This window comes from Gordonia hongkongensis (assembly GCF_023078355.1).
GTDB classification, from domain to species: Bacteria; Actinomycetota; Actinomycetes; order Mycobacteriales; family Mycobacteriaceae; genus Gordonia; species Gordonia hongkongensis.
Window position 1 is genome coordinate 3,236,830 of sequence record NZ_CP095552.1, and the last position, 25,967, is coordinate 3,262,796.

Annotated in this window: 27 protein-coding genes; 5 read left to right on the forward strand and 22 right to left on the reverse strand. The window is 69.5% G+C overall.

Annotated elements, in window-relative coordinates; genetic code table 11:
- Nucleotides 1-22: 22 nt before the first annotated feature.
- The 16 genes from MVF96_RS14610 to MVF96_RS14685 all read right to left on the reverse strand — a co-directional run bounded on the left by MVF96_RS14610 (nt 23) and on the right by MVF96_RS14685 (nt 12,800).
- Nucleotides 23-829 carry a TIGR02234 family membrane protein gene (locus MVF96_RS14610; protein WP_205332997.1) on the reverse strand — a complete coding sequence of 269 codons (807 nt, stop codon included), beginning with the start codon at nt 827-829 and terminating at the stop codon, nt 23-25.
- A complete protein-coding gene (locus MVF96_RS14615; RefSeq protein ID WP_137808506.1) occupies nt 826-2,400 on the reverse strand; it encodes an anthranilate synthase component I in 1,575 nt (524 codons plus the stop codon). Before MVF96_RS14615 ends, MVF96_RS14610 begins: the two co-directional genes overlap by 4 nt.
- On the reverse strand, nt 2,397-2,576 hold the full coding sequence (locus tag MVF96_RS14620; RefSeq protein ID WP_004021167.1) for a tautomerase family protein: 180 nt from the start codon (nt 2,574-2,576) through the stop codon (nt 2,397-2,399). The genes MVF96_RS14615 and MVF96_RS14620 overlap by 4 nt, the downstream gene beginning before the upstream one ends.
- Before the next feature lie 73 nt (nt 2,577-2,649).
- Entirely contained in the window at nt 2,650-3,051 is a 402-nt protein-coding gene (gene hisI / locus MVF96_RS14625) for a phosphoribosyl-AMP cyclohydrolase (RefSeq protein WP_058251762.1), read from the reverse strand.
- A 40-nt stretch (nt 3,052-3,091) separates the two neighbouring features.
- On the reverse strand, nt 3,092-3,865 hold the full coding sequence (gene hisF, locus MVF96_RS14630; RefSeq protein ID WP_058251761.1) for an imidazole glycerol phosphate synthase subunit HisF: 774 nt from the start codon (nt 3,863-3,865) through the stop codon (nt 3,092-3,094).
- A complete protein-coding gene (locus MVF96_RS14635) occupies nt 3,862-4,728 on the reverse strand; it encodes an inositol monophosphatase family protein (protein ID WP_058251760.1) in 867 nt (288 codons plus the stop codon). The genes hisF and MVF96_RS14635 overlap by 4 nt, the downstream gene beginning before the upstream one ends.
- Nucleotides 4,728-5,471 carry a bifunctional 1-(5-phosphoribosyl)-5-((5-phosphoribosylamino)methylideneamino)imidazole-4-carboxamide isomerase/phosphoribosylanthranilate isomerase PriA gene (gene priA, locus MVF96_RS14640; RefSeq protein ID WP_058251759.1) on the reverse strand — a complete coding sequence of 248 codons (744 nt, stop codon included), beginning with the start codon at nt 5,469-5,471 and terminating at the stop codon, nt 4,728-4,730. Before priA ends, MVF96_RS14635 begins: the two co-directional genes overlap by 1 nt.
- Before the next feature lie 80 nt (nt 5,472-5,551).
- Entirely contained in the window at nt 5,552-5,887 is a 336-nt protein-coding gene (locus tag MVF96_RS14645) for a hypothetical protein (protein WP_137808505.1), read from the reverse strand.
- Nucleotides 5,884-6,525: an imidazole glycerol phosphate synthase subunit HisH gene (gene hisH, locus MVF96_RS14650; protein WP_068970342.1), complete on the reverse strand. Its 642-nt coding sequence runs from the start codon at nt 6,523-6,525 to the stop codon at nt 5,884-5,886. The genes MVF96_RS14645 and hisH overlap by 4 nt, the downstream gene beginning before the upstream one ends.
- A complete protein-coding gene (gene hisB, locus MVF96_RS14655; protein ID WP_247449484.1) occupies nt 6,522-7,160 on the reverse strand; it encodes an imidazoleglycerol-phosphate dehydratase HisB in 639 nt (212 codons plus the stop codon). Before hisB ends, hisH begins: the two co-directional genes overlap by 4 nt.
- Nucleotides 7,157-8,302, reverse strand: a complete 1,146-nt coding sequence (locus MVF96_RS14660; protein WP_247449486.1) for a histidinol-phosphate transaminase — start codon at nt 8,300-8,302, stop codon at nt 7,157-7,159. Before MVF96_RS14660 ends, hisB begins: the two co-directional genes overlap by 4 nt.
- Complete coding sequence (gene hisD / locus MVF96_RS14665; RefSeq protein WP_247449488.1) at nt 8,299-9,642, reverse strand: histidinol dehydrogenase; 1,344 nt, start codon at nt 9,640-9,642, stop codon at nt 8,299-8,301. Before hisD ends, MVF96_RS14660 begins: the two co-directional genes overlap by 4 nt.
- 199 nt (nt 9,643-9,841) lie before the next feature.
- Complete coding sequence (gene nadC / locus MVF96_RS14670) at nt 9,842-10,771, reverse strand: carboxylating nicotinate-nucleotide diphosphorylase (RefSeq protein WP_247449490.1); 930 nt, start codon at nt 10,769-10,771, stop codon at nt 9,842-9,844.
- Nucleotides 10,768-11,841 carry a quinolinate synthase NadA gene (nadA, locus tag MVF96_RS14675; protein WP_055476574.1) on the reverse strand — a complete coding sequence of 358 codons (1,074 nt, stop codon included), beginning with the start codon at nt 11,839-11,841 and terminating at the stop codon, nt 10,768-10,770. The genes nadC and nadA overlap by 4 nt, the downstream gene beginning before the upstream one ends.
- 195 nt (nt 11,842-12,036) lie before the next feature.
- The gene (locus MVF96_RS14680) at nt 12,037-12,543 is read right to left on the reverse strand and encodes a DUF1990 family protein (RefSeq protein ID WP_165629926.1); all 507 of its coding nucleotides are present in this window, start codon (nt 12,541-12,543) and stop codon (nt 12,037-12,039) included.
- Complete coding sequence (locus MVF96_RS14685; RefSeq protein WP_055476572.1) at nt 12,540-12,800, reverse strand: helix-turn-helix domain-containing protein; 261 nt, start codon at nt 12,798-12,800, stop codon at nt 12,540-12,542. Before MVF96_RS14685 ends, MVF96_RS14680 begins: the two co-directional genes overlap by 4 nt.
- Before the next feature lie 101 nt (nt 12,801-12,901).
- On the opposite strand from MVF96_RS14685, the gene map reads away from it, so the two are divergent.
- A complete protein-coding gene (gene map / locus MVF96_RS14690; protein WP_165629925.1) occupies nt 12,902-13,675 on the forward strand; it encodes a type I methionyl aminopeptidase in 774 nt (257 codons plus the stop codon).
- A 445-nt stretch (nt 13,676-14,120) separates the two neighbouring features.
- On the forward strand, nt 14,121-14,849 hold the full coding sequence (locus MVF96_RS14695) for an NUDIX hydrolase (protein ID WP_159371016.1): 729 nt from the start codon (nt 14,121-14,123) through the stop codon (nt 14,847-14,849).
- Here MVF96_RS14695 and MVF96_RS14700 read toward each other — a convergent pair.
- The 6 genes from MVF96_RS14700 to MVF96_RS14725 all read right to left on the reverse strand — a co-directional run bounded on the left by MVF96_RS14700 (nt 14,812) and on the right by MVF96_RS14725 (nt 20,231).
- Nucleotides 14,812-15,408 (reverse strand): DUF2567 domain-containing protein, encoded by a 597-nt coding sequence (locus MVF96_RS14700; protein ID WP_247449492.1) that lies wholly within the window; start codon nt 15,406-15,408, stop codon nt 14,812-14,814. The genes MVF96_RS14695 and MVF96_RS14700 overlap by 38 nt on opposite strands.
- Complete coding sequence (gene bsaP / locus MVF96_RS14705) at nt 15,405-15,644, reverse strand: biotin synthase auxiliary protein BsaP (RefSeq protein WP_055476568.1); 240 nt, start codon at nt 15,642-15,644, stop codon at nt 15,405-15,407. The genes MVF96_RS14700 and bsaP overlap by 4 nt, the downstream gene beginning before the upstream one ends.
- Before the next feature lie 33 nt (nt 15,645-15,677).
- Entirely contained in the window at nt 15,678-16,715 is a 1,038-nt protein-coding gene (gene bioB / locus MVF96_RS14710; protein ID WP_247449493.1) for a biotin synthase BioB, read from the reverse strand.
- A gap of 41 nt (nt 16,716-16,756) precedes the next feature.
- On the reverse strand, nt 16,757-17,440 hold the full coding sequence (bioD, locus tag MVF96_RS14715) for an ATP-dependent dethiobiotin synthetase BioD (RefSeq protein WP_226514251.1): 684 nt from the start codon (nt 17,438-17,440) through the stop codon (nt 16,757-16,759).
- 266 nt (nt 17,441-17,706) lie between these two features.
- Nucleotides 17,707-18,906, reverse strand: coding sequence for an 8-amino-7-oxononanoate synthase (locus MVF96_RS14720; protein ID WP_226513526.1), 1,200 nt, complete (start codon nt 18,904-18,906; stop codon nt 17,707-17,709).
- A complete protein-coding gene (locus MVF96_RS14725; protein ID WP_247449494.1) occupies nt 18,903-20,231 on the reverse strand; it encodes an adenosylmethionine--8-amino-7-oxononanoate transaminase in 1,329 nt (442 codons plus the stop codon). Before MVF96_RS14725 ends, MVF96_RS14720 begins: the two co-directional genes overlap by 4 nt.
- Nucleotides 20,232-20,361: 130 nt before the next feature.
- Here MVF96_RS14725 and MVF96_RS14730 point away from each other — a divergent pair, with 130 nt between their 5' ends.
- The 3 genes from MVF96_RS14730 (at nt 20,362) to glgX (ending at nt 25,963) form a co-directional block, all read left to right on the forward strand.
- Nucleotides 20,362-20,919, forward strand: a complete 558-nt coding sequence (locus tag MVF96_RS14730) for a TetR family transcriptional regulator (protein WP_055476563.1) — start codon at nt 20,362-20,364, stop codon at nt 20,917-20,919.
- Between the two features lie 159 nt (nt 20,920-21,078).
- A complete protein-coding gene (locus tag MVF96_RS14735) occupies nt 21,079-23,256 on the forward strand; it encodes an acyltransferase family protein (RefSeq protein ID WP_247452113.1) in 2,178 nt (725 codons plus the stop codon).
- A gap of 115 nt (nt 23,257-23,371) precedes the next feature.
- On the forward strand, nt 23,372-25,963 hold the full coding sequence (gene glgX / locus MVF96_RS14740) for a glycogen debranching protein GlgX (protein WP_418930388.1): 2,592 nt from the start codon (nt 23,372-23,374) through the stop codon (nt 25,961-25,963).
- Nucleotides 25,964-25,967: the final 4 nt, after the last annotated feature.

The window sequence follows — 25,967 nt, forward strand, 5'->3', positions numbered from 1 at the left end:
CGACCCGTCATCGGCTTGCGGTTCAGCGACGGTCGGGGTCGTTCGGGTCGGTCGGGTCGATGCCGGTGTCGAGCGCGTCCCACATCATCCGCTCGTTCGCTCCGGGCGGCGTCGGCTCCGCCGCCGGGCCGGGGTCGTCCGCCCGACCGCTCGTTCCGGGCTTCGCAGAGCCGGATCGGGTCGCATCGGGCTCCGCGGCCGCGGAGTCCTCGTTCTGCTCGGCGGCCTTACGACGCTCGTAGTCGGCGAAGATCTCGGTCTCGATCTCCTCGCGGCGAGCGGCCGGAGTGGTGTATTTCGACGATCGGGTGGCCCCCTTCGCGACGCGCAGCAGCATGACCGCTGCACCTACCGCACACACGGTGCCGGCGAGCACGACCACCGCGGCGAGGGGGTTGGTGTCGACGAAGAGCACGATGTAGCGATCGGGGATGCTGCCCGCCTCGGCGGCGTACGCAGAGTCGGTGCCCCCGGTGATCAGCGAGATCGCCGGGAAAGCGGCCAGGAGCCCGCCGACGGCGACCAGGATCGCGACGACTCGGAGGGCCCAGCCACGCACTGACAGCGCCGCGAGTATGCCCGCCAAGTAGACCAGCGCCAGCGGCGTGAGCCAGGGACTCCAGTCCCCGCCGTTGACCTCGAACGCGCGCTGCGGGGACAACCCGTCCTCGGCGGAGACGGTGGCCCAGGTCAGCCGGCTCGCACCCCAGAAGGCCGCTGCGGCCGCCGCCATCAGCAGTGCCGCGACGACCTGTCGGCGCCGGACGGACTTGCGGCGGATGGCCTCTACGTCAGGACCTGCCGCGGCTCCGGATTCGTCAGAGGTCATGAGTTCTCACCCACCCGTCGCATCGTCGAGGCGGCCGCGACCGCGTTGAGCACCGCGGTGGCCTTGTTACGCGCCTCGTTGTACTCGTACTCGGGCTCGCTGTCGGCCACCACACCACCGCCGGCCTGGACGAACGCCTTGCCGCGCGCGAGCAGCGCGGTGCGGATGGCGATGGCGGTGTCGGCGTTGCCGGCGAAGTCGAGATAGCCGACGATCCCGCCGTAGAGCCCGCGGCGGGTCATCTCGTGTTCGTCGATGAGTTCCATCGCCCGCACCTTCGGTGCGCCGGTCAGGGTTCCGGCCGGGAAGCACGCCGTCACGGCGTCGAGGGCATGCTTGTCGTCGCGGAGGGTCCCCGACACGGTCGAGACGAGATGCATGACGTGGCTGTAGCGCTCGATGTGCCGATAGTCGCTGACCTTGACCGTGCCGGGTACGCAGACACGTCCGAGGTCGTTGCGCCCGAGGTCCACCAGCATCAGGTGCTCGGCGTTCTCCTTCTCGTCCTCGATCAGGCCCTTGCCGAGCAGTTGGTCTTCCTCCTCGGTCGCGCCGCGCCAGCGGGTGCCCGCGATCGGGTGCGTGGTCGCCACCCCGTCGGCCACGGTGACCAGTGCCTCGGGGCTGCTGCCGACGATGGTGAACGGCTTGCGCGCGATCGCGTCGGGCGAGCCGGTGTCGCTGTGCTCCTCGGTGCCGGGCATCCGCAGGAGGTACATGTACGGACTCGGATTGGATGCGCGCAGCACGCGATAGACATCGAGCGGGTCGGCGTCGGAGTCCATCTCGAAGCGCATCGACGGCACGACCTGGAAGGCCTCGCCGGCCTCGATCTCGCCGACGAGATCGGTGACGATCTCGCTGTACTCCGCGAGCGATCGCTGCGCGGCGAACTCGGGCCGCGGGCGGTCGAAGGTCGACACCGTCGACGGCGCGGGTGCGGCGAGCGCTTCGGTCATCCGGTCCAGCCGGTCGAGTGCGTCGGCGTAGGCGTCCTCGACCCGCTCGTCGGAGCCGTCCCAGTTGACCGCGTTGGCGATGAGCGTGATCGTGCCCTCATGATGGTCGACCGCGGCGAGGTCGGTAGCCAGCACCATCATCATGTCCGGGAGGCCCAGATCGTCGACCGTGGTCTCGGGCAGACGCTCGAGCCGGCGGACCATGTCGTAGGCCATGAAGCCGACGAATCCGCCGGTCAACGGGGGCATCCCGGGGAGTGGGTCGGTCTGCAGGAGGCGCAATGACTCCGCGAGGACCTCGAGCGCGTCGCCGCCCTCGGGTGCGCCGACGGGCACCGACCCCCACCAGTGCGCCTGTCCGTCGACGACGGTCAGGGCCGATGGTGCGCCCGCGCCGATGAACGACCATCGGGACCAGGACCGCCCGTTCTCGGCGGACTCCAGCAGGAAGGTCCCCGGACGGTCGCCCGCGAGTTTGCGATAGGCCGACAGCGGCGTCTCGGAGTCGGCGAGGACCTTACGCGTCACCGGTACGACGCGGTGATCGCGCGCGAGGTCGAGGAACTCGGCGAGAGTCGTGGTGTCGGCGGCCCCGCCGGTGGTGGCGGTCATCCGAGCGGCTCGCCGCCGACGCCCCACTGATTACGCGGAACCTCCGTGATCGTCACCCAGACCGAGTCGGGGTTCTTGCCGGTTGCCTTGGCATAGGCCTCGGTGACCGCGGCAATCGTCTCGCGCTTGACGCGATCCGACAGTCCCGGCGTCTGCGAGATCTGGATGAGGGGCATGGACGCACCGCCTTTCGAAGGTCTCGAGCTGTGGCGTGTCCCGGAGTTCGCACCCGGGACTCGTGTCTCGGGTCTATTCTGCTGGGTCCGTCGAGCCCGACCCGGATTCGGCCCCGGAACCCGGCGCCGCGTCGATCCCGAACGTCAGCGACTCGGTGTCGAAACAGCTGTGGTTGCCGGTGTGGCAGGCCGCGCCCACCTGGTCGACGATCAGCAGCACGGTGTCGCCGTCGCAGTCGATGCGGGCGTCGTGCACATACTGCGTGTGCCCGCTCGTCTCCCCCTTCACCCAGTACTCCTGGCGTGACCGCGAGTAGTAGGTCCCCTTCCGGGTGGCGAGCGTGCGCTCGAGCGCGACGTCGTCCATCCAGGCGACCATCAGCACCGTCCCGGTGCTGCGTTCCTGCGCCACCGCGGTGAACAGGCCGTCGGCGTTGCGTTTGAGGCGTGCGGCGAGATCGGGATCGAGTGCCATCAGCGACCTTCCGGATCGGTGCGGGAGGGGACGCGGCGTGTCATCGGACGGTGATCCCGGCGTCGCGCATGGCCGTCTTCACCTGGGCCACGGTGAGTTCGCCGAAGTGGAAGACCGAGGCCGCGAGAACGGCGTCAGCGCCCGCCTGCACCGCCGGCGCGAAATCGTCGATGCGGCCGGCGCCGCCGCTGGCGATGACCGGCACCGACACCGCGGCGCGTACGGCAGTCAGCATGCGCAGGTCGAAGCCCTGTTTGGTGCCGTCGGCGTCCATCGAGTTGAGCAGGATCTCGCCGACACCGAGGTCCTGCCCACGGACCGCCCACTCGACCGCGTCGATCCCGGTGCCCTTACGGCCGCCGTGGGTGGTGACCTCCCAGCCCGACGGCGTGGGTTCCGCACCTTCGGGAACTGTCCGGGCGTCGACGGACAGCACGATGCACTGCGAACCGAAGCGCCGGCTCATCTCGGCGAGCACCTCCGGCCGGGCGATGGCCGCGGTGTTGACGCTGACCTTGTCGGCCCCGGCGCGCAGCATGGTGTCGACGTCGTCGACGGTCCGGATGCCCCCGCCGACGGTGAGCGGGATGAACACCTGATCGGCGGTGCGCTTCACCACGTCGATCATCGTCGAGCGCCCCGAGCTCGACGCGGTCACGTCGAGGAAGGTCAGTTCGTCCGCGCCTTCGCGGTCGTAGCGCTCGGCCAGCTCGACCGGGTCGCCGGCGTCGCGCAGGTTGGCGAAGTTGACGCCTTTGACCACGCGGCCGTCGTCGACGTCGAGGCACGGGATAACCCGGGTCGCCAGCGTCATCGTCGGGTCTCCTTCGGGGTGGTGGATTCTGGGGTGATGACGTCTGGGGTCCATTCCGGGATCGTCTCGCCGATGACACGCATCAGACCGGCGTGCACGGTCGGGGTACCGGCGACCAGCGACGGCGACGCCACGGTCCACGGACGGCCGGCGATGTCGGTCGCCACACCGCCGGCGGCCCGGACCAGCGCCGCTCCTGCCGCGTTGTCCCAGGGGTGCCGGCCGAAGGCGATCGCCCCGCCGAACACGCCGGCCGCGGTGAACGCCATGTCCACACCCGTCGACCCGGTCATCCGGATCCGGGCGGCACGCGTGCTGAGTTCGCGCAGGAGGTCGGCCCGGCGCGCGCCCGGGTAGCGGCCACCGCCGCGGGCATCGAACGGACCGAAGGCGATGGCTGCCTCGGCGAGTTCCATGTCGGGAGCCGGCGGGACGGCTACGCCGTTCAGCACCAGCGGACCGTCGGCGTGTGCGGCGTACCGGCGTCCCACGAGCGGCAGCCACGTCATCCCGAGCGTGGCCTCGCCGTCGACCACCAGACCGAGGAGGATCCCGGTGAGCGGCATCCCCGCGGAGTAGTTGAAGGTGCCGTCGATCGGGTCGAGCACCCACACCGGACCGTCGACGACGTCGGCGCCGCCGAATTCCTCGCCGTGGACCGGGATCTGGGTCCGGTCGGCGAGCTCGGCCCCGATGTGGCGCTCGAGGTCGAGGTCCACCTGCGTGGCGAAGTCGGTGCCGCCCTTGTTGATCGCGCTCGGCGCACCCTGACCGTCGACGAAGCGATCGACGGCGGCGTCGAGGATCGACCCGGCGGTGTCGAGCAGCCGGGGCAGGTCGAGGGTGGAGTCCGCCGCGCTCATCAGACCCCGGCGACCGCGGTCAACGCCTCCGGCAGCGTGAATCGGCCCGCATAGAGCGCCTTGCCGACGATGGCGCCCTCTACACCCTGGCCGGTGAGGCCGGCGATCGCGACCAGATCGTCGATGGCCGAGACGCCGCCCGAGGCCACGAGGGGGGCGTCGGTGGCCGCGGCGACCTCGGCGAGGAGATCGAGGTTCGGACCCTGCAGCGTGCCGTCCTTGGAGACGTCGGTGACCACGTAGCGGGCGCATCCGTCGCGATTCAACCGCTCGAGGACCTCCCAGAGATCGCCTCCGTCGGTGACCCAGCCCCGCCCGCGCAACCGGTAGGAACTGCCGTCGCGGATCACGTCCAGACCGACCGCGATGCGGTCCCCGTGCTCGGCGATCGCGCGGGCACACCACTCCGGGTTCTCCAGGGCGGCGGTACCGAGGTTCACGCGCGTGCACCCGGTGGCGAGGGCGGCGGCCAGCGAATCGTCGTCGCGGATGCCGCCGGACAGTTCGACCTTCACGTCGAGTTCACCGACCACGCCGGCCAGCAGTTCGCGATTGTCGCCGCGGCCGAACGCGGCGTCGAGGTCGACGAGATGGATCCACTCCGCACCGTCCCGCTGCCACGCCAGCGCCGCGTCGCGCGGCGAACCATACGACGTCTCGGTGCCGGCCGCGCCCTGGACCAGGCGGACCGCCTGCCCGTCGGCGACGTCGACGGCGGGAAGGAGTTCGAGGGTGCTACCCATGGGTGAATCTGTCCTGTCTGTTCTGGATCGAGCGCGGTTCTTGATCGAGCGAGTCGGCGGTGGACGTGATCGGGGTGGGGTCAGGCGGGGTGGTGACCGTCGCGCGCCGCGATCAGGTCTGTCCGGGCGCGGTCGACCATGCGGTTGGCAACGGTACCGATCGCGGCGATCATCGCCGCCACCGCCACCAGCGCGGCGACCAGTCCGGCGATCGGCGACCAGTGCGCACACAGCGCGATGATCGGGACGGACACGATCAGGACAAGCACTCCCGCACCGAGAGCGTAGAAGGCGAGCTTGGCGATCGAGAAACCGGAGGACGCCGAGGACGCGCCCGCCGCGTCGGACCCGGACGGTCGCCCGACGGGTCCGTCGCCGTACCCGGCGTCGTCCGGGCGCGGCGTGCCGTCGGTCACGAGAGTCCCCGAACCCAGTTCTCCAGCAGGTGCGCACCGGCGTCGCCGGACTTCTCCGGATGGAACTGGGTCGCCGACAGCGGCCCGTTCTCCACCGCGGCGAGGAACGGTCCACCATGTTCGGCCCAGGTCAGCTTGGGCGCGGTCAACGGCGAACCCTCGTTGTCCATCTCCCAGGTCTGCGCGGCGTAGGAATGCACGAAGTAGAAGCGGGTGTCGGCGTCGAGCCCGTCGAAGAGCACGGTGCCCTCGGGTGCGTCGACCGTGTTCCAGCCCATGTGCGGCAGAACGGGAGCGGGCAACTGGGTCACACTGCCCGGCCACTCCCCGCAACCCTCCGCCTCGACGCCGAACTCGACGCCGCGCTCGAACAGGATCTGCATGCCCACGCAGATGCCCAGGACCGGGCGGCCGCCCGCCAATCGTCGCCCGACGATCCGGTCGCCCTTGACCGCGCGCAGGCCTTCCATGCAGGCGGCGAACGCGCCGACGCCGGGCACGACGAGGCCGGTGGCGTTCAGGGCCGTGTCGAAGTCGGAGGTGACCGTCACCTGTGCCCCGGTCCGCTCGAGCGCACGCTGCGCGGACCGCAGGTTGCCCGAGCCGTAGTCGAGGATCGTGACGTCGGCGACGCTCACAGCGCGCCCTTCGTCGACGGCACACCGGTCACGCGGGCGTCGTACTCGGTCGCCGCGCGCAACGCGCGGGCCACGGCCTTGAACTCCGCCTCGGTGATGTGGTGCTGGTCGCGGCCGTAGAGGACCCGCACGTGCAGCGCGATGCGCGCGTTGAGCGCGATCGACTCGAACACGTGCCGGTTGATGACGGTCGAGTACGGGACACCCGGGTAGCCACCGATCACGGCGGTGAGCATGTGCTCGGGCTCGCCGGTGTGGACGCAGTAGGGGCGGCCCGACACGTCGACGACGGCCTGGGCGAGGGTCTCGTCCATCGGGATCCAGGAATCGCCGAAGCGACGGATGCCCTTCTTGTCGCCGAGCGCCTGGCCGAGAGCCTGGCCGAGCACGATCGCGGTGTCCTCGATGGTGTGGTGGCCCTCGACCTCGATGTCGCCCTTCGCCTCGACGGTGAGATCGAAGCTGCCGTGCTGACCGAAGGCGGTGAGCATGTGATCGAAGAACGCGATGCCGGTCGAGATGTTCGTCACGCCATCTCCGTCGAGATTCAATTCGACGGAGATCGACGACTCCCTGGTGCTCCGTTCGACCTTCGCGACACGGGGCGCGGGGTTGGTCGCAGAGGGGGTGCTCACTGAGGGTTCTCCAGATCTGTGGTGGCGAGCGTGCGGCTGACGTCGAGGAAGGCGTCGTTCTCATGCGCGAGACCGATGGTCACCCGGAGGTGACCGGCGATGCCGACGTCCCGGATGAGGACGCCCTGGTCGAGGTAACGCTGCCACGACGCCGCAGCATCCCGGAACCGTCCGAACAGCACGAAGTTGGCGTCGGAGTCGATGACGCGGTACCCGAAGGCGGTCAGCGCCGCGACCACGCGCTCGCGTTCGGACCGGATCGCGGCGACGCCGGCGAGGGTGTCGTCGCTGTGGCGCAATGCGGCTCGCGCGGCGGCCTGGGTCAGCACGGACAGGTGGTACGGGAGCCGCACCAGCTGGATCGCGTCGACGACGGCGGGCGCTGCGGCGAGGTAGCCGAGCCGGCCGCCGGCGAAGGCGAAGGCCTTGCTCATCGTGCGGCTGACGACGACCTTGGCCGGGAACTCGTTTATGAGCTCGACGGCACTCGGAGCCGCCGAGAACTCGGCGTAGGCCTCGTCGACGATCACGATGCCCGGAGCCGCCTCGACGATGCGACGCAGGTCCGCGAGCGGGATCGAACCACCGGTCGGGTTGTTCGGCGACGTCACGAAGACGACGTCCGGCTCGCGGTTCGCGACTTCGGCGACCGCGTAGTCGGTGTCGAGCGAGAAGTCGCCCGCCCGCGCCGCGACCAGCCAGGTGGTGTCGGTGCCGTCGGAGATGATCGGATGCATCGAATACGACGGCACGAACCCGAGCGCACTGCGGCCGGGACCGCCGAAGGCCTGCAGCAGTTGCTGCAGAACCTCGTTGGAACCGTTTGCCGCCCAGAGGTTCTCGACGCCGAGCTGCACACCGGTGGCCCGGGTCAGGTAGGCGGCGAGGTCGGCACGGAGGGCGACGGCATCGCGATCGGGATAGCGGTGCAACTCAGCGGCGGCCTCGCGCACCGACGCGGCGACATCGTCGATCAGGGCCGGCGACGGCGCGTGCGGGTTCTCGTTGGTGTTGAGGATCACCGGAACCCTGAGTTGCGGTGCGCCATAGGCACTCTTGCCACGGAGGTTCTCACGTAGCGGCAGGTCGTCGACGGTGATCGAGCTGCCCGGGGTTGCCGTCACCGGATCGGCGGCCGTCACCGGCCCGCGCTCCCGACGAAGCGCTGCTTCACCGCATCACCGTGACCGGGCAGGTCCTCGGCATCGGCGAGGGTCACCACCTTGTCGGCGACCTCGCGCAGCGCGGCCTCGTCGTAGTCGATGACGTGGACGCCCTTGAGGAAGGTCTGCACCGACAACCCGGAGGCGAAGCGCGCCGAACCCGACGTCGGCAGAACGTGATTGGAGCCCGCACAGTAGTCACCGAGGCTGACCGGCGCGTAGGGCCCGACGAAGATCGCGCCCGCGTTGTGCACCCGGTCGGCGACCGCGGCCGCATCCCGGGTCTGGATCTCGAGGTGTTCGGCCGAATAGGCGTCGACGACGGCGAGCCCCGCGTCGAGATCGTCGACGAGGACGACGCCCGACTGCTCCCCCGACAGCGCGGTGGTCACGCGTTCGCGGTGCTTGGTGGCCGCGACCTGCTGCTCGAGAGCCTCGTCGACGGCGTCGGCGAGTTCGGCGCTGTCGGTCACGAGCACCGACGCCGCGAGGACGTCGTGCTCGGCCTGGCTGATGAGGTCGGAGGCGAGGATGCCCGCGTCCGCCGAGTCGTCGGCGAGGATCGCGATCTCGGTGGGTCCGGCCTCGGAGTCGATGCCGACCACGCTGCGGCACAGACGCTTGGCCGCGGTGACGTAGATGTTGCCCGGGCCGGTGATGAGGTCGACGGGGTCGAGAACGGCATTCGGCTCGTCCGCGGATTCCGTGTCGGCGCCACCGTAGGCGAGCAGTGCCACGCCCTGGGCACCGCCGACCGCCCACACCTCGTCGACTCCGAGGAGCGCACAGGCGGCGAGGATGGTCGGGTGCGGCCACCCGCCGAAGTCCTTCTGCGGAGGCGAGGCGACGACCAGCGAGCCGACGCCGGCCTCCTGGGCGGGGACGACGTTCATGATGACCGACGACGGGTATACGGCGTTTCCGCCCGGGACGTACAGGCCGACGCGGCGCACCGGAATCCACTTCTCGCTGACGACGCCGCCGTCGACGACCTGGGTGCGGGTGGTCTCCCGGCGCTGATCGGCGTGCACCTTGCGCGCGCGGGCGATCGACTCGCGCAGCGCCTCGGCGACCTGCGGGTCCAGCCCGGCCAGAGCATCGGCGATGACCCGAGCGGGCACCCGCACCGACGCGGGGCGGACACCGTCGAACTTCTCGCCGTAGTCGAGCGCAGAACTGCTGCCGTTCTCCGCCACCGCATGCACGACCGGTGTCACCGTGTCGAGGACGGCATTGACATCGGTACCCCCGCGGGGCAGCGCACGACGCAACTCGGCGAGTGTCGGCGTGCTACCGCGCAGGTCAATTCGGGCGAGCATGATCTCTCCTGGTGGCTGCTGATTTACCCAACAAGGATACGTGTCGGGTGCCAGCGGGTTTCTGGTGCGGGTTGTCACCGAGAACGTCGGGGCAGTTCGATCCGGTATGCGGACGAAGCTGCCCCCGTCCTTCCACCGGCCGTTCGCCAGGACCGAGTTGTCCGACGTCGAGGTCCGAACCGGCGACGCGGGGCTGAACCTACGGTGCCGGGATGTCCAGACCGAGGTCCAGGACGGTGACGGAGTGCGTCAGCGCGCCCACGGCCAGGTAGTCGACGCCGGTGCGGGCATAGTCGGCCGCGACGTCGAGCGACAGGCCTCCCGAGCTCTCCAGCTTGGTGCCCGGCGAACGGGTGTTGCGGCGCTGGACGGCCATCTGGGTCTCCCACGGCTCGAAGTTGTCCAGCAGGACCAACTGCGGTTCGAGTCCGAGGACCTCGTCGAGCTGGGTCAGCGAGTCGACCTCGACCTCGACCGGTAGGCCCGGCGCCGCCGCCCGGACCGCCTCCAGCGCCGCGGCGACCGAACCCGCGGCGACGACGTGGTTGTCCTTGACGAGGGCGGCGTCGCCGAGCCCCATCCGGTGATTGACTCCCCCGCCGGCACGAACCGCGTACTTCTGCAGATGCCGAAGACCCGGAAGTGTCTTGCGCGAGTCGCGGATTCGGGCGTCCGTACCCTCCACCGCCGCCACCCAGGCCGCGGTGGTCGTGGCGATCCCCGACAGGTGCGAGATCAGGTTGAGCGCCGTGCGTTCCGCGGTCAGCAGCGCTCGCGTCGGAGCGTGGACGGCGAGTACGACGGTGCCGGGTTCAACGCGGGTTCCGTCGTCGACGCGCGACGTGATCGTGTACTCGCCCGCCCCGATCACCTCGTCGAAGACCGCCTCGACCACCGGCACGCCGGCGATCACACCATGCGCGCGGCTGATGATCGCCGCGTCGACGACCGCGTCGGCGGGGACCGTGGACGTGCTCGTGACGTCGGGGCCGTATCGCAGATCCTCGTCGAGCGCGGTGCGGATCAACGCGCGGACCTCGTCGGTGACCGCGGCGCCGAGTTCACCGCCCGCGGCCTGGCCGACGAAGCCGCCGGCCGGGGCCGTCGTCGAGGGGGTGGAGCTGCTCACTCGCCCGATCCGGGGTTGCCGATCGCGATCATGCGCTCGACGCTCTTGCGCGCCTTCTCGGCGACGTCGGCGTCGACGAACACCTCGTCGCGACCCTCCCGCAGGCACCGGAGCATGGCCGCCGGGGTGATCATCTTCATGTAGGGGCACGATGCCCGGTCGTTGACCGCCTGGAAGTCGACACCCGGTGCGGCCTTGCGCAACTGGTGCAGCATCCCGACCTCGGTGGCGACGAGCACCTGCTTCGCGCCGGTCTCGCGCGCGGCGTCGAGCATGCCGCCCGTCGACAGGATCTTCACCTTCTCCTCGGGAACGAAACCCTCGCCGGCCAGATACAGCGCCGAGGTCGCGCAACCGCATTCGGGGTGGATGAACAGGTCGGCGTCCGGGTGCGAGTTCGCCTGCGCGGTCAACTCGTCACCGTTGATGCCGGCGTGCACGTGGCATTCGCCCGCCCAGATGTGGATGTTGTCGCGGCCGGTCTCGCGCTTGACGTGTGCGCCGAGGAACTGGTCCGGCAGGAACAGGACGTCGCGGTCGGGATCGATCGACGCGACCACGTCGACCGCGTTCGACGACGTGCAGCAGATGTCGGTGAGGCCCTTCACCTCGGCGGTGGTGTTCACGTAGGACACCACCAGCGCATCGGGGAACTCGGCCTTCCAGGCCCGGAGTTCGTCCGCGGTGATCGAGTCGGCCAGCGAGCATCCGGCGCGCTCGTCGGGGATCAGGACCCGCTTCTCGGGGCTTAGGATCTTGGCGGTCTCGGCCATGAAGTGGACGCCGCAGAAGATGATCTCGTCGGAGTCGACCTCGGCGGCGATCCGCGAGAGGGCAAGAGAGTCGCCGACATGGTCGGCAACATCCTGGATGGCTGGGAGCTGGTAGTTGTGCGCGAGCAGCGTCGCGTTGCGCGCCTTGGCGAGGCGGCGGACCTCGTCCGCCCACTCCTGCGTCGGCTCCACGCCGGTGTAACCGCCCGGCGCGTCGTACCACGTCGCATCGACGAGCGCCGAGTCCTCGACTGCGGGCGCGGTCATCGACGTGAGGCGATCACTGGTGATGCTCATGTGCCACTCCTCTGGCTACCCGGCGACGAGTTCCGTCCCCGGGACGCTGGTTCCCCAGATCACGGGCCGTGTGTCCGAGGCAGGTTTTCGACTCATGGTCGAAAACGCTATGCATCGTAACATTCGCCACACTCACGGCATTCCCATGACCTCGTCGCCGGCGTTCTCGGCCCGCGATCCAGGCGGACGACGAGTTCAGCCACACATCAGAGCGTCGAGGTAGCGCTCGGTGAATCGCGACTGCGCAACCCGCCCGATCGGCCCGCCCAGACGCGTGAACCAACGCCCCGGACGCGAGAACGCGACGACATGCCCGATCACGGTGCCGTCGTCGAGCCATTCCACCCAGAAGCGCTCTTCGCCGATCTCGGGATGGCCGGGCAGCGTGCCGTACGCGAAGCCGCGCTCGCGCGGGGCGTCGATCACCTCGACGACCCGGCACCGTGCGGTGATCGCGAGGGGGCCGAGACCGGCACGCAGGTCGACGTCGGCGTCGACAGTGGCCGCGGGCGTCGATTCGTCGACACCGAAGCCGGCACGACGATGCATGTCCCAGTTCATGATTCGCCGGCCGGCCGTGGAGAAGCAGGCAGCTCCCGAGCCGATGACCCGTGACCGGCGCAGATGGTGGTAACCGGACGGGAGCGTCCCGGCCGTCGCGCCGACCTCGGGATAGGTGAGATCCGATCGGTTCGCGGTCACCCGACTCGTGCCACCTCGGCGTCGAGCACGAGCGCCAGATCGTCGAGTGAGGTACCCAGCGCGCGAGCAAGCGCCGCGATCGTGGCGAAAGCGGGCGTCGGCATGCGTCCGGTCTCGATCTTGCGCAGGGTCTCCGGCGAGATACCCGCGCCCGACGCCACATCGCCCAGCGGACGGTCGCCGCGCAACTCGCGGAGACGGGCGCCGAGCCGGCGGCCGGCCGCGATCTGTTCCGGGGTCAGGGGGTTACGCACCATGTGGCGATCCTAGCGGGTCCGGTATACAAATACCGAGACGCGGTGGTATTTGTATACCGACCAGCGATCCGAAAGAACGCAATGACCACGAGAGGACGGGAATGGTCGAACTGAAGTCGCCTGCCGAGGTGGCCGCCATGGGAGTGACGGGGGCGTTCATCGCAGATCTCCTCGACGACCTCGCCGGACGCGCCGACGTCGGGGTCAACCTCCTCGAGCTCGAGGAACGCGCGCGGAAGCTCGTCAACGACCGCGGTGCTCAGTCCTGCTACTGGGACTACTCGCCGTCCTTTGGCCGCGGCCCGTTCCGCAATGTGATCTGCCTGTCGGTGAACGACGCTGTCCTGCACGGACTCCCGCACGATTACGTCCTCGCCGACGGAGACCTGCTCTCGATGGACATCGCCGTCGCCATCGACGGCTGGGTGGCCGACTCCGCGCGCAGCGTCATCGTCGGCACCCCACAGCCCGACGATCAGCGCCTCGTCGCGGCCACGGAAGAAGCACTGGCCGCAGCCATCGACGCCGCTCGTCCGGGCGGTCGGCTCGGCGACATCTCGGCCGCGATCGGAGCGGTCGCCGCCGCACACGGGTATCGGGTCAACACCGAGTTCGGCGGACACGGACTCGGCCGCACCATGCACGAGGATCCCCACGTCGCCAACGTGGGCCGGGCCGGACGCGGCATGAAACTACGCCCCGGCCTGACCCTCGCGCTCGAACCGTGGTTCACGCTCGGTTCCGAGCGCATCAAGTTCGACGCCGACGGGTGGACCATCCGGTCGTTCGACGGCTCCCGCGGCGCGCACAGCGAACACACGATCGCCGTCACCGATGGCGAGGCGCTGGTCCTCACCTCGCACGGGGGCGGGTAGTCGAGGTCACCAGGTGGCTTCGACACGGCGCCTCGACCTCGACGCGCTCCTTCGTCGCTTGCTCGGCCCGGCGGCTTCGCTCGGAGCCGGCTCAACCAGCAGGGGGTCGCCGACTCCTCCAGCGGAGGTCACCAGCACAACCAGCAGAGGTCACCAGCACAACCAGCCGGGGGTCACCAGCACAACCAGCCGGGGGTCACCAGCACAACCAGCCGGGGGTCACCAGCACAACCAGCCGGGGGTCACCAGCACAACCAGCCGGGGGTCACCAGCACAACCAGCCGGGGGTCACCAGCACAACCAGCGGGGGGCACCGGCTCAATTAGCAGGTGGGGCACTGGCTCAATTAGCAGGGAGGCGTCGACTCAACCAGCAGGGGCGCCAGCCGGGGGCTCCAACTCAACCAGCGGGGGTCAGCAGCAGGGCGCACCCTACAATCGGGCGCATGCCATCCGCCGGGTCCGAGCCACCCATCGCCGACGGTGCGACCCTCCGGGTGGAAGTCCTGAGCGTCGTCTTCCAGATCCGCGTACCCCAGACCCGGAACACGCCGGACACCGACGACCCGTCGCTGTGTGTCCTGCTGTCGCGGTCCGCCGACGGCGTGTGGACACTTCCCGGCGGCGGGGTCGGCGCCGAGGAGACGTTGTCGGCGAGCGCACGCCGGCTCGTCGCGGACGCGCTCGACGTCCGTGAGATCGCGCACCTGGAACAACTGTCGGTCTTCTCCGACCCGCACCGGGTGCCCACGGTCCGCACCATCGCGTCGACCTACATGGGCCTCGTGCCCTCCGACGCCGACGCGACACCCCCCGACGCCGCGGGCTGGTTCGCCGTCGACGGATTACCGCCCCTGGCCTTCGATCACGCCGGGATCGTCGAGGCCGCCCGGCATCGACTTGCGGCCAAACTCTCCTACACCAACATCGCGTTCGCGCTGGCCCCCGCCCGGTTCCCGATGTCGGCATTGTCGGAGATCTACTGCGCCGCACTGGGTTATCCCGTGGACACGACCAACCTGCTCCGCATCCTGAGCCGGCGCGCGGTGGTGGTCGCCACCGGGACCGTCGGCAAGACCGGCCGTAACGGGGGTCGCCCGCCGGCGCTCTACGCCTTCGCGGAGAAGGAGCTACGCGTCACGGATGAGTTCGCGACGCTGCGCCCACCGATGTGAACACGTCCGCCGGCAGCTCGTCGGACTCGAGATCTCCGACGCCCAGATCGGCTGTCCGCGAGAACAACACGCAGACGAGGTACACCACGGCGAACGCGAACGGGGCACAGATGAGCAGCGTCCACGGCTCGCTCGAGCCGGACCGCGTCGCGCCGTCGAGCCACAGCTCCGGCGCGACCCGGTAGACGGCGTCGACCGGCAGTGCGGTCGGATCGTCGTCGAACCGCAGGCCCGCGACCCACATCCCGACCGACGCCGCAAGCGCCGAACCTGCCACCGTCGCGAGGGCGGGCCACACGAATCCGGCGACCCCGCGCCACGTCCGGGCCGCAAACCACACGACGATGGCCGTGACCGCGCCGTAGGCGAACATCGTCAGGGCGAAGGCGCCCACGCCGGCGAAGTCGGCGGGGATGTCCTCGCGACGGAGACCCTCGAACACGACGCCGGTGGTCGGCGGGGTGAGGAGCGCCCAGACCGCCCCGGCGACGACGCCGATGAGGGCCACGCCGACGGTGACCGCGGCCAGTCGCGAGACCGTGCGGACCGGCGGTTTCACCGGCGACCCAGCTCCGACGAGTCGACCGTCCCGTGCCTCGAGCAGCGGGCATCCCATCCGTCGGGCCGCACCTGGACCACCATCCGGCGCCCGCACTGGCCACAGAAGCGAGGGGGTTCGAGACCCAACCGGGCAGCCGGCGGCACGGCGTCGGGAGCCTGCAGTTCCAGTTCGAGTCCGGTGAACACACCGAACCGGCACGGCTCGGCGAGAGGACCCGGGACGGTGTCGATCATGAGAACACGCTACCCATCACTGCGACGAACCCGTCAGATCGTGTCGTTCAACGACTTGATCGGCATGGACAGATCACTGAGGAGATCGAGATCGTCCTCGGCGGGCCGGCCGAGGGTCGTCAGGTAGTTGCCGACGATGACGGCGTTGATGCCGCCGAGGATGCCCTGCTTGGCCCCCAGGTCGCCGAGTGTGATCTCACGACCGCCGGCGAAGCGCAGGATGGTGCGCGGCAGCGCCAGACGGAAGGCAGCCACCGACTTGAGGGCCTCCGCGGCCGGCAGCACGTCGAGATCGCCGAACGGGGTGCCGGGGCGCGGGTTCAGGAAGTTCAGCGGCACCTCGTCGGGCTCGAGCGTCGCCAGTTCGGCGGCGAACTCGGCCCGTTGCTCCAGGGACTCGCCCATACCGAGGATGCCGCCGCAGCAGACCTCCATGCCCGCCTCCCGGACCATGCGCAGGGTGTCCCAGCGCTCCTCCCACGTGTGGGTCGTCACCACGTTCGGGAAGTGGCTGCGCGCGGTCTCGAGATTGTGGTTGTAACGGTGCACGTCCATGTCGCGGAGCTGGTCGACCTGATCCTGGGTGAGCATGCCCAGGCTGCACGCGATCTGGATGTCGACCTCGTTGCGGATGGCCTCGATTCCCGCCGCGACCTGACTGAGCAGCCGCTTGTCGGGACCGCGGACCGCCGCGACGATGCAGAACTCGGTCGCACCGGTCTTCGCGGTCTGCTTGGCCGCCTCGACCAGGGAGGGGATGTCGATCCATGCACTGCGCACCGGCGAGGCGAAAAGTCCGGACTGGGAACAGAAGTGGCAGTCTTCCGGGCACCCGCCGGTCTTCAGCGAGATGATGCCCTCGACCTCGACCTCGGGCCCGCACCAGCGCATCCGCACATCGTGGGCGAGCTGGAGCAGTTCGGTCAGCCGGTCGTCGGGCAACCGCAGAACCCGGAGAACCTGCTCCTGATCGAGCGGCTCGCCGCGGTCGAGCACCTGGTCACGGGCGATGGCGAGGATGTCGTCCGACGCCGGTGCCGAGGTGGCGGCGTCGACTGTTGCCTGGGTCACTGGTGATACTCCTTGGATGATTGTTCCGCTGCGGGAACGTGTTACGGCGTCCGGACGAGCTGTTCCGGATGGCTGGGAGAAAGGGTCGCGAGCCACTCGTCGTCGAACCACGACGCTGCGTGGCGGCGGAACTCGTCGGGTTCGAGGTGCGCGGCGCCGGCGGGCAGGACCCCGACGACCGGCACGCCGGTCACCCGCGGCAGGTCGGTGCGGTTGCACCGCATCGCGAGGTCGGGATCGTCCGGCCACCAACCGATCACGAGTCCGGCGGGACGCAGACCGCGCGCCCGCACCGCGTTCACGGTGAGCTCGGCGTGATTGAGCGCGCCCAGCCCCGGCGCCACCACGACCACCACACCGTCGACGGTGTCGGGAACGAGGGTCGCCGCGGCGATGTCGAGGATCGTGGCCGACTCCCCCAGCCGCACCAGCACTCCGCCGGCACCCTCGACGAGGGTCAGGTCGTGTGACGCGGCCAGATCGTCCACAGCGCGGACGATCACCGCCGGATCGGCCAATCGCATCCCGGCACGGCGCGCGGCGGTGTCGGGCGCGAGGGGTTCCGGGTAGCGGAAGAGCTCGACCGCGGTGACGTCGCCAACCAGGCGTTGCACCTCGGCGAGGTCGCCGGGTTCGTCGGGACCGACGCCGGTCTGGACGGGTTTGCATACGGCGACGCGCCCTTCGTGGCTCGTCGCTATCGCTCCTCGCACCTCAGGGAGCAGAGGATGGGCAGACGCTTGCGCTCCTCGCACCTCAGGGAGCAGGGGGTCGGCCACCTCAGGGAGCAGAGGATGGGCAGACGCTTGCGCTCCTCGCACCTCAGGGAGCAAGAAATGGTCGGGCGCCAGGGCTCCTCGCACCTCAGGGAGCAGAGGGTCGGCCACCTCAGGGAGCAGGCAGGCGGCGGCGAGTGCCGCGGTGGCGACGGTCTTCCCGACGTCGGTCGAGGTCCCGGTGACGGCGAGGACCCTGCCGCGGCGTGCGGCGGTCACCGTGCACCGACTTCGCGCAGAGCGGCGTCGACGACGGCGGCCACGTGGTCGAGGGCAGCGGCATCGAGGTCGGCGCGCACCGTGATCCGCAGCCTCGAAGTCCCGACCGGGACCGAGGGCGGACGGAAACACCCGACGAGGACGCCACGGTCCCGGCACGCGGCAGCAGCCGCCACCGCGCGTTGCGGATCCCCGACGACGATCGCGATGACCGCCGCGGCGGGCTCTTCGACGCCACACGCGAGCGCCAGGCGACGGGCGTTGTCGCGCAGTCGGTCCGGCAACCCGGGTTGCGCCCGCAGGATCGTCAGGGCGGCATGCGCGGCGCCGACCGCGGCCGGGTTCAGGCCGGTGTCGAAGATGAAGGTGCGGGCGCAGTCGACGAGGTGCGAGCGCAGCAGCTCCGACCCGAGGACCACACCGCCCTGCGCGCCGAGCGATTTCGACAGCACGGTCGTGACGACGAGATCGGGAGCACCCGAAAGTCCCTGTTCGGCGACGAGTCCGCGACCACCCGGACCACGTACCCCGAGAGCGTGGGCCTCGTCCACGAGCAGGACGGCCCCGTGCGCGCGTGCCGCGGCATACAGATCCGCGACCGGCGCCGGTTGACCGTCGATGCTGTACACCGAATCGGTGACGACGAGCGCCCGGGCCTCGGTACGTTCGGCGAGGGCCCGCCGGACCGCCTCGTGATCGCCGCGGTCGACGACCACCACCCGGGCACGCGACAACCGGCAGCCGTCGATCAGCGACGCATGGGTGCCGGTGTCGCTGACGATCAGGTCGCCGCGTGTCGCCAGCGCGGTGATCGCACCGACATTCGCCAGGTAACCGGACGAGAAGACCAGTGCCGCATCGAATCCGAGGAAGTCGGCGAGATCGTGCTCGAGATCGACGTGTGCCTGGGTGGTGCCGACGACGAGGCGCGACGCCGTCGAGCCACCTCCCCACCGTTCCGCGGCGGCCCGCGCACCCGCGATCACTGCGGGGTGGGTCGACAACCCGAGGTAGTCGTTGGAACCGAGGTTGATCTCGTCGCCGGCCGCCCTGCGGACGTGTGGGCTGCGATGCAGGCCGGCCTCGGCGCGCGCACGGGCGGCGCCGGCCAGCCACGCCAGACCGATCTCTCCCCCGCCGCTGACCCGCGCATCGCCGTCGACCCTCGAATCCGGCTGCACCTGAATCGAAGTCATGACCGCACCACTGCCGGCTCGCGATCGCCGACCGTGGCATGCACGGCAGCGGACACTCCGCGCACGATCACCCCGATGTCCTCGGGTGTGCAGATGAACGGCGGCATCGTGTAGACGAGATTGCGGAACGGCCGCAGCCATGCCCCGGCCTCGACGGCCGCGTCGGTGGCCGCCACCATGTCGACCGGGCGATCGAGTTCGACGACGCCGATAGCGCCGAGGACCCGCACATCGACGACGCCGTGGCGATCACGCAGCGGTTCGAGTCCGTCGCGGAGCCCTCGCTCGATCGCCGAGACCCGCTCGGCCCAGGGCGTTTCCAGCAGCAGTTCGATCGCTGCGACGGCCACCGCGCAGGCCAGCGGGTTGGCCATGAAGGTCGGGCCGTGCGCGAGTCCGCCCGCCTCCCCCGCACTGATCACCTGAGCGATCTCGGACGTGCACAGGGTCGCGGCGAGCGTGAGGTAGCCACCGGTGAGCGCCTTGCCGACACACATGATGTCGGGCGCGACGCCGGCGCCCGGCGCCGCCTCGGCCCCCGGGGCGGCGTCGGCCGCGAACAACGTTCCGGTACGGCCGAATCCGGTCGCGATCTCGTCGAAAATCAGCAGGACGTCGTGGCGGTCACAGATCTCCCGGAGCGCACGCAGATATGCCGCGTCGTGGAATCGCATGCCGCCCGCGCCCTGGACCACGGGTTCGACGATGACCGCGGCGAGCTCGTCGCGATGCGCGCGCACGGTGCGCTCGAACTCGGCGACGTACTCGGGCCGGAACTCGGCCGGCGGGGCGTCGACGAAGATCTGTTGTGCGAGGACACCCTTCCACATCGCGTGCATGCCGCCGTCGGGATCGCAGACGCTCATCGGGGTGAAGGTGTCGCCGTGGTAGCCGCCACGCCAGGTGAGCAGACGCGTGCGGCCGGACCGACCGCGGCTGCGCCAATACTGCAGCGCCATCTTGACCGCCACCTCGACCGACACCGACCCCGAGTCGCAGAAGAACACCTTCTCCAGGCCGGCCGGGGTGATCTCGACGAGGAGCTGCGCCAGCCGGGCGGCCGGTTCGTGGGTCAGACCGCCGAACATGACGTGCGACATCCGACCGAGCTGAGCCGCCGCGGCGGCGTCGAGTCGGGGGTGTCCATAACCGTGGATCGCCGCCCACCAGGAGCTCATCCCGTCGACCACCGATCGGCCGTCCGCGAGTTCGAAGCGGACACCCGAGGCCGAGGCCACGACCAGCGGCCGGGTGGCCGCCGGCAGCGCACCGTAGGGGTGCCAGATGTGGTCGGCATCGATGCGACTGATCGCGTCGTGATCCATGAGGCACCTCCCGGCCTGTCGTTAGGCAGTCCTGAACACCGTCCAGGGTCCTGAACACCGTACAGGGAATCCTGAACGCTGTACAGGCCCGGGGTTCGATGCCCACTGCCGGGTCATTACGCTGACGCGGGTGAGCAACAGTCGCACCGACGTTCTGCGCGCCGCCCGCGACATCCTGGGCGAGCACAGCCTGGCCGACCTGTCGATGCGACGCCTCGCCACCGAACTCGGCGTCCGTCCCAACGCGCTGTACTGGCACTTTCCCAACAAGCAGACCTTGCTGGCCGCACTCGCCGACGACATCCTCGGCGCGGTCGCCATCCCCGACACCTCGCTGGCCTGGGACGAGCGCCTCGATCTGCTCGCGACCGACATGCGCAGCGCGCTCCTCGGAGTTCCCGACAGTGCCGAGGTCGTGTCGTCGAGCTGGGCCAGCGGCCTGTCGTCGAAGGCCATCACCGCCGACATCATCGCCGCCGGCACGGCCGGCGGTTTGTCCGTCCGCGACGCCGAGGCGGTCAGCACCGCACTGTGTCAGCTGGTCATCGGGCTCACCATCGAGGAACAGACGCGAGCGCAGATGGAGCGTCTGGGTGTCACCGGGCCGTCGGGTCGCGACTTCGCGGGCGAGTTCCGCGACGGGCTGGCCATCATCCTCGACGGAGCCCGGACGCGCCGCTCGCGGTGAACCCCGCGCGGCCCCGCAGATCGGTGCGCGAGTGTCGCGGTCGTCCGAATCGGTGTTTCACAGCTTCGGCGAGTACATTGCTAGCCGGTCATCCCGGCCCCGAGACCGATCTGTCCCCCACCGGAAAGAACACGCCCTGTGGCATCGACGACGCGAGTAGTGGCGCCGGAGTCGTCCCCCTCGACGCCGACGACGCCCGCATACCGCACCGACCTCGACGGCCTGCGCGGTATCGCCATCGCCCTCGTCGCCTGCTTCCACGTGTGGTTCGGCAAGGTCTCCGGCGGCGTCGACGTCTTCCTCACCCTCTCGGGATATTTCTTCGTCGGGTCGCTGCTGCGGCACGCGATCACGAGCCAGGCTCCGCACGTCTCCTTCCGCGACACGCTCAACCCGTGGCCACGGCTCAAACGTCTCCTCAAACGGCTGCTGCCGGCGCTGCTCACCGTCCTGATCGCGGTCACGGTGCTGACCCTGCTGATCCTCCCGCAGACCCGGTGGGCCAATGTCGGCCGCGAGGTCATCGCGAGCGCGCTGTACTACCAGAACTGGTATCTCGCGCAGAACTCCCAGGACTACCTCGCCGCGAGTTCGGCGAACAGCCCCCTGCAGCACATCTGGTCGATGTCGGTGCAGGGCCAGTTCTTCGTCCTGACCCTGCTCGTCGCCCTCGCGTTCGCGGCGTTGCTCAAGGTCGGTGCCCGCGTCGCCCGGCCGTTTGCCGACCCGCGGGTCATCAGGTTCCTCGTCGGCGGCGCGGTGTTGGTCGTCGCGCTCGCCTCGTTCTACTGGGCGCACCGCGGCCTGGCGATCAACCAGCCGTACAACTACTACGACACGATCTCCCGTCTGTGGGAACCGCTGGCCGGCGGCCTGCTCGCGATCTGGTTGCCGTCCCTGCGAATCCCGAACTGGCTGCGCAACATCGCGACCGTCTTCGCGCTCGCGCTGATCGTCAGCTGCGGGTTCTGGATCGAGGGTGTCAACGCCTACCCCGGTCCGATGGCGCTGGTGCCGGTCGGCGCGACGCTGCTGATCATCTGGGCGGGCGCGACGGCGTTGCAGAAGCCACCTCGGGGGTCCCATGCCGCGGCCACCGAGATGCCCGTCACGAACCGCTGGCTCGCGAGCAGGTGGCCGGTCTGGCTCGGGACCATCGCGTATTCGCTGTACCTGTGGCACTGGCCGCTGCTGATCTTCTACCTGACCTGGCGCGACAAGAACCATGCCAACTTCGTCGAGGGCGTGCTCATCCTCGCGGCGTCGGTCGGGCTCGCGTGGCTCACCAAGCGCTACATCGAGGACCCGCTGCGCGGCGGCGATCGTTCGGCGCTGAGCCGCGGCCGCCGCGACGGACGGTCGCGGTGGCTGTCGTACACGTCGGTCGTCACCTCGATCCTCGTGGTGGCGACGCTCGTCACCGGCGTCGGCATCACCGTGTGGGAGCGGCACGTCGCGAACATCGTCGTCGACACCAAGAACCTCGACCCGAGGTCGTACCCGGGGGCCCGAGCACTGCTCGACGGCTGGCCGGTGCCCGCCCTCGACCCACAACCGTCGGCGCTGGAGGTCATCAAGGACTTCCCCGAGACCTCCACCGACGGGTACATGAGCGACTTCACCGACAACGAGATCCACGTCGGCACCTACGGCGATCCGACCGCGACGCGCACCATCGCGCTCGCCGGCGGATCGCATGCCGAGATGTGGATCTCGGCGCTGGACACCCTCGGCAAGCGCAACGGTTTCAAGGTGAAGACCTACCTCAAGATGGGGTGCCCGCTGTCGACGAACCGGGTACCGAAACAGCGCGGCGTGCCCTACCCGGAGTGCTACGACTGGGGACAGCGCGTCATCGATCGCGTCATCGCGGACAAGCCGGGCGCGGTGCTGACGAATTCGACGCGACCGCGGGACTACGAACCCGGCGACTGGGTGCCACCGGACTACGTGCCGATCTTCGACCGTTTCCTCGACGCCGGGGTGCCGGTGTTGGGCATGCGGGACACCCCGTGGCCGAAGAACGCGAAGGGCACCATCGACACCCCGATCTGCCTCGCCGACGGCGGCGACGCCGAGAGCTGCGGGTCGCGCCGCAGTGCTGTCCTCTCACCCGAGGACCCGGCGGCGGAGCTGGCCGCCACGCGACCCGACTTCCACCCCCTCGACATGTCCGACGGGATCTGCGACGCCGAGCGGTGCCCGGCGATCGTCGGCAACATCACCGTCTACAAAGACCCACACCACCTGAGTGCGACCTATGTCCGCAGCCTCACCGACGAGCTGGGGCGCCAGATGGAGGCGCAACTGCCGTGGGCTGGTCCCGCGGTGCCGTGACGGTCGGCGGAAGTCGCGGGCTTCCTCCGGAAGCGGCGGGTGGGGCAGCCCACATCTGACCCGACCGGCCGCGTCCTGAGATGACCGTCCGCGGCAACGCGACTAGGGTCGACCCATGACGTCGTCGAAGGCGGGTAAGACCGGACCGCCGGCCCCCGGTGAACAGCCGGGTGATCCCGACTCCACTCCCGATTCAGATTCCACCGCCGATCCCGGCTCCCCCTCGGAGCCCCACGCACCGGAGTACGACACCACCTCGACGACGGCAGCACCTCCGAGTGGTGGCAAGACCATCGCCGACCCCGTACCGATGCCGTCCGACCCGATCCAGGCCGAGGCGCTGGTCCAGCCGGAACCGGCCCCGATCCCGGTGTGGCCGGGTACTCCATACCCCCTCGGCGCCACCTATGACGGTGTGGGAACGAATTTCTCGCTGTTCTCCGAAGTGGCCGAAGCCGTCGAGCTGTGCCTGATCGACCGCGAGGGCCACGAGCGTCGGATCCGGCTCGAAGAGGTCGACGGTTACTGCTGGCACTGCTACCTGCCCAACGTCGGCCCCGGCCAGTTCTACGGCTTCCGCGTCTACGGGCCGTACGACCCGTCGCAGGGATTGCGTTGCGACCCGAGCAAACTCCTGCTCGATCCGTACGGCAAGGCCTTCCACGGCGACTTCGACGGCGACGCATCGCTGTTCTCCTACCCGCTCCCGACGCCGCCCGAGGACACCGACGAATCGGCGGTCGACGACGACGCATCCGCAACCCCCGAGACCGGGGACGCCGACACCGGGACCGGCGGTGGCGGGACCGACGAGGGTGCGGTCGACGATGCCGACGAGCCGACCGCCGAGGCGGGCGATGCGGCCGATCCCGCCGATGTGGCAGGCGAGTCCGACGGCGATGCCGCGCCCGCGGAGCACGAGGACATCCCCGATCCCGAGCCGGTCAATCCGATGCCGCAGTTGGACTCACTCGGGCACACCATGGTCTCGGTGGTGATCAACCCCTACTTCGACTGGCAGAACGACCGGTCGCCCAATCGTCCGTACCACCAGACGGTCATCTACGAGGCGCACGTCAAGGGCATGACCGCGACCCATCCCGACATCCCCGAGTACCTGCGCGGCACGTACGCGGGGCTGTGCCATCCGGTGATCATCGATCACCTCAAGGAGTTGGGCATCACCGCCATCGAACTGATGCCCGTGCACCAGTTCATGCAGGACTTCGTCCTGCGCGATCAGGGTCTCCGAAACTACTGGGGCTACAACACCTTCGGATTCCTGGCACCGCACATCGAGTACTCGTCGAACCCCGACCAGCCGGCCAGCGCGGTGACCGAGTTCAAGGCGATGGTGCGTGAGTTCCACAACGCCGGCATCGAGGTCATCCTCGACGTCGTCTACAACCACACCGCCGAGGGCAACCACCTCGGACCCACCGTGTCCTTCCGCGGCATCGACAACGCCGCCTACTACCGGCTCGTCGACGGCGATCCCGAGATGTACATGGACTACACCGGAACCGGCAACAGCCTCAACGGTCGTCATCCGCACACGCTGCAGCTCATCATGGATTCGCTGCGGTACTGGATCCTCGAGATGCACGTGGACGGCTTCCGTTTCGACCTCGCGTCCACGCTGGCCCGCGAACTGCACGACGTCGATCGGCTGTCCGCGTTCTTCGATCTGGTGCAGCAGGACCCGGTGGTCAGTCAGGTGAAACTGATCGCCGAGCCCTGGGACATCGGCGAGGGTGGTTACCAAGTGGGCAACTTCCCGCCGCTCTGGACCGAATGGAACGGCAAGTACCGCGACACCGTCCGCGACTACTGGCGCGGCGAGCCGTCCACCCTGGGCGAGTTCGCCTCCCGGCTCACCGGATCGTCGGATCTGTACGAGGCGACCGGCCGACGGCCGCTCGCGAGCATCAACTTCGTCATCGCGCACGACGGTTTCACGCTGCGGGACCTGGTGTCCTACAACGAGAAGCACAACATGGCCAACGGTGAGGACAACCGGGACGGCGAGAGCCACAACCGGTCGTGGAACTGCGGAGTCGAGGGACCCACCGACGATCCCGAGATCAACGCCCTCCGCGCGCGGCAGCAGCGGAACATCCTGGCGACGCTGTTCCTGTCGCAGGGCACGCCGATGCTGGCGCACGGCGACGAGATCGGGCGTACGCAACAGGGCAACAACAACGTCTACTGCCAGGACTCCGAGTTGTCCTGGATGGACTGGACTCTCGCCGAGGAGAACGCCGACCTGCTGGAGTTCACCCGCAAGGCCATCGCGCTGCGCACCCGGCATCCGGTCTTCCGGCGACGAAAGTTCTTCGGCGGGAAGCCGATCAGGTGGGGCGACCAGGCACTCGACATCGCCTGGCTCACGCCGGCCGGCCAGGAGATGACCGCCGAGGACTGGGACAGCGGGTTCGGCAAGAGCCTCGCCGTGTTCCTCAACGGAAACGGACTGGGCGAGAAGGACGAACGTGGCGAACTGGTCGTCGACGACTCCTTCTTCATCTGCTTCAACGCCCACTACGAGGACCTGGACTTCACGCTCCCGCCGACGTGGTACGGCAACGAGTGGGTCGGCGAACTGGACACGACGCATCCCGTGGGGGACAGCGAGCTGACGGCCGCCGCCGGTGAGTCGGTGACCGTCGGCGCCCGCTCCGTCCTGGTCCTGCGAAAGACCTCGTGACTCC

Bases quoted from the DNA above. Each gene is read 5' to 3' on its own strand.
- MVF96_RS14610 (WP_205332997.1), bottom strand. From the start codon at position 829: ATGACCTCTGACGAATCCGGAGCCGCGGCAGGTCCTGACGTAGAGGCC.
- MVF96_RS14615 (WP_137808506.1), bottom strand. From the start codon at position 2,400: ATGACCGCCACCACCGGCGGGGCCGCCGACACCACGACTCTCGCCGAG.
- MVF96_RS14620 (WP_004021167.1), bottom strand. From the start codon at position 2,576: ATGCCCCTCATCCAGATCTCGCAGACGCCGGGACTGTCGGATCGCGTC.
- hisI (WP_058251762.1), bottom strand. From the start codon at position 3,051: ATGGCACTCGATCCCGATCTCGCCGCACGCCTCAAACGCAACGCCGAC.
- hisF (WP_058251761.1), bottom strand. From the start codon at position 3,865: ATGACGCTGGCGACCCGGGTTATCCCGTGCCTCGACGTCGACGACGGC.
- MVF96_RS14635 (WP_058251760.1), bottom strand. From the start codon at position 4,728: ATGAGCGCGGCGGACTCCACCCTCGACCTGCCCCGGCTGCTCGACACC.
- priA (WP_058251759.1), bottom strand. From the start codon at position 5,471: ATGGGTAGCACCCTCGAACTCCTTCCCGCCGTCGACGTCGCCGACGGG.
- hisD (WP_247449488.1), bottom strand. From the start codon at position 9,642: ATGCTCGCCCGAATTGACCTGCGCGGTAGCACGCCGACACTCGCCGAG.
- nadA (WP_055476574.1), bottom strand. From the start codon at position 11,841: ATGAGCATCACCAGTGATCGCCTCACGTCGATGACCGCGCCCGCAGTC.
- MVF96_RS14685 (WP_055476572.1), bottom strand. From the start codon at position 12,800: ATGGTGCGTAACCCCCTGACCCCGGAACAGATCGCGGCCGGCCGCCGG.
- map (WP_165629925.1), top strand. From the start codon at position 12,902: ATGGTCGAACTGAAGTCGCCTGCCGAGGTGGCCGCCATGGGAGTGACG.
- MVF96_RS14695 (WP_159371016.1), top strand. From the start codon at position 14,121: ATGCCATCCGCCGGGTCCGAGCCACCCATCGCCGACGGTGCGACCCTC.
- bsaP (WP_055476568.1), bottom strand. From the start codon at position 15,644: ATGATCGACACCGTCCCGGGTCCTCTCGCCGAGCCGTGCCGGTTCGGT.
- MVF96_RS14720 (WP_226513526.1), bottom strand. From the start codon at position 18,906: ATGACTTCGATTCAGGTGCAGCCGGATTCGAGGGTCGACGGCGATGCG.
- MVF96_RS14725 (WP_247449494.1), bottom strand. From the start codon at position 20,231: ATGGATCACGACGCGATCAGTCGCATCGATGCCGACCACATCTGGCAC.
- glgX (WP_418930388.1), top strand. From the start codon at position 23,372: ATGACGTCGTCGAAGGCGGGTAAGACCGGACCGCCGGCCCCCGGTGAA.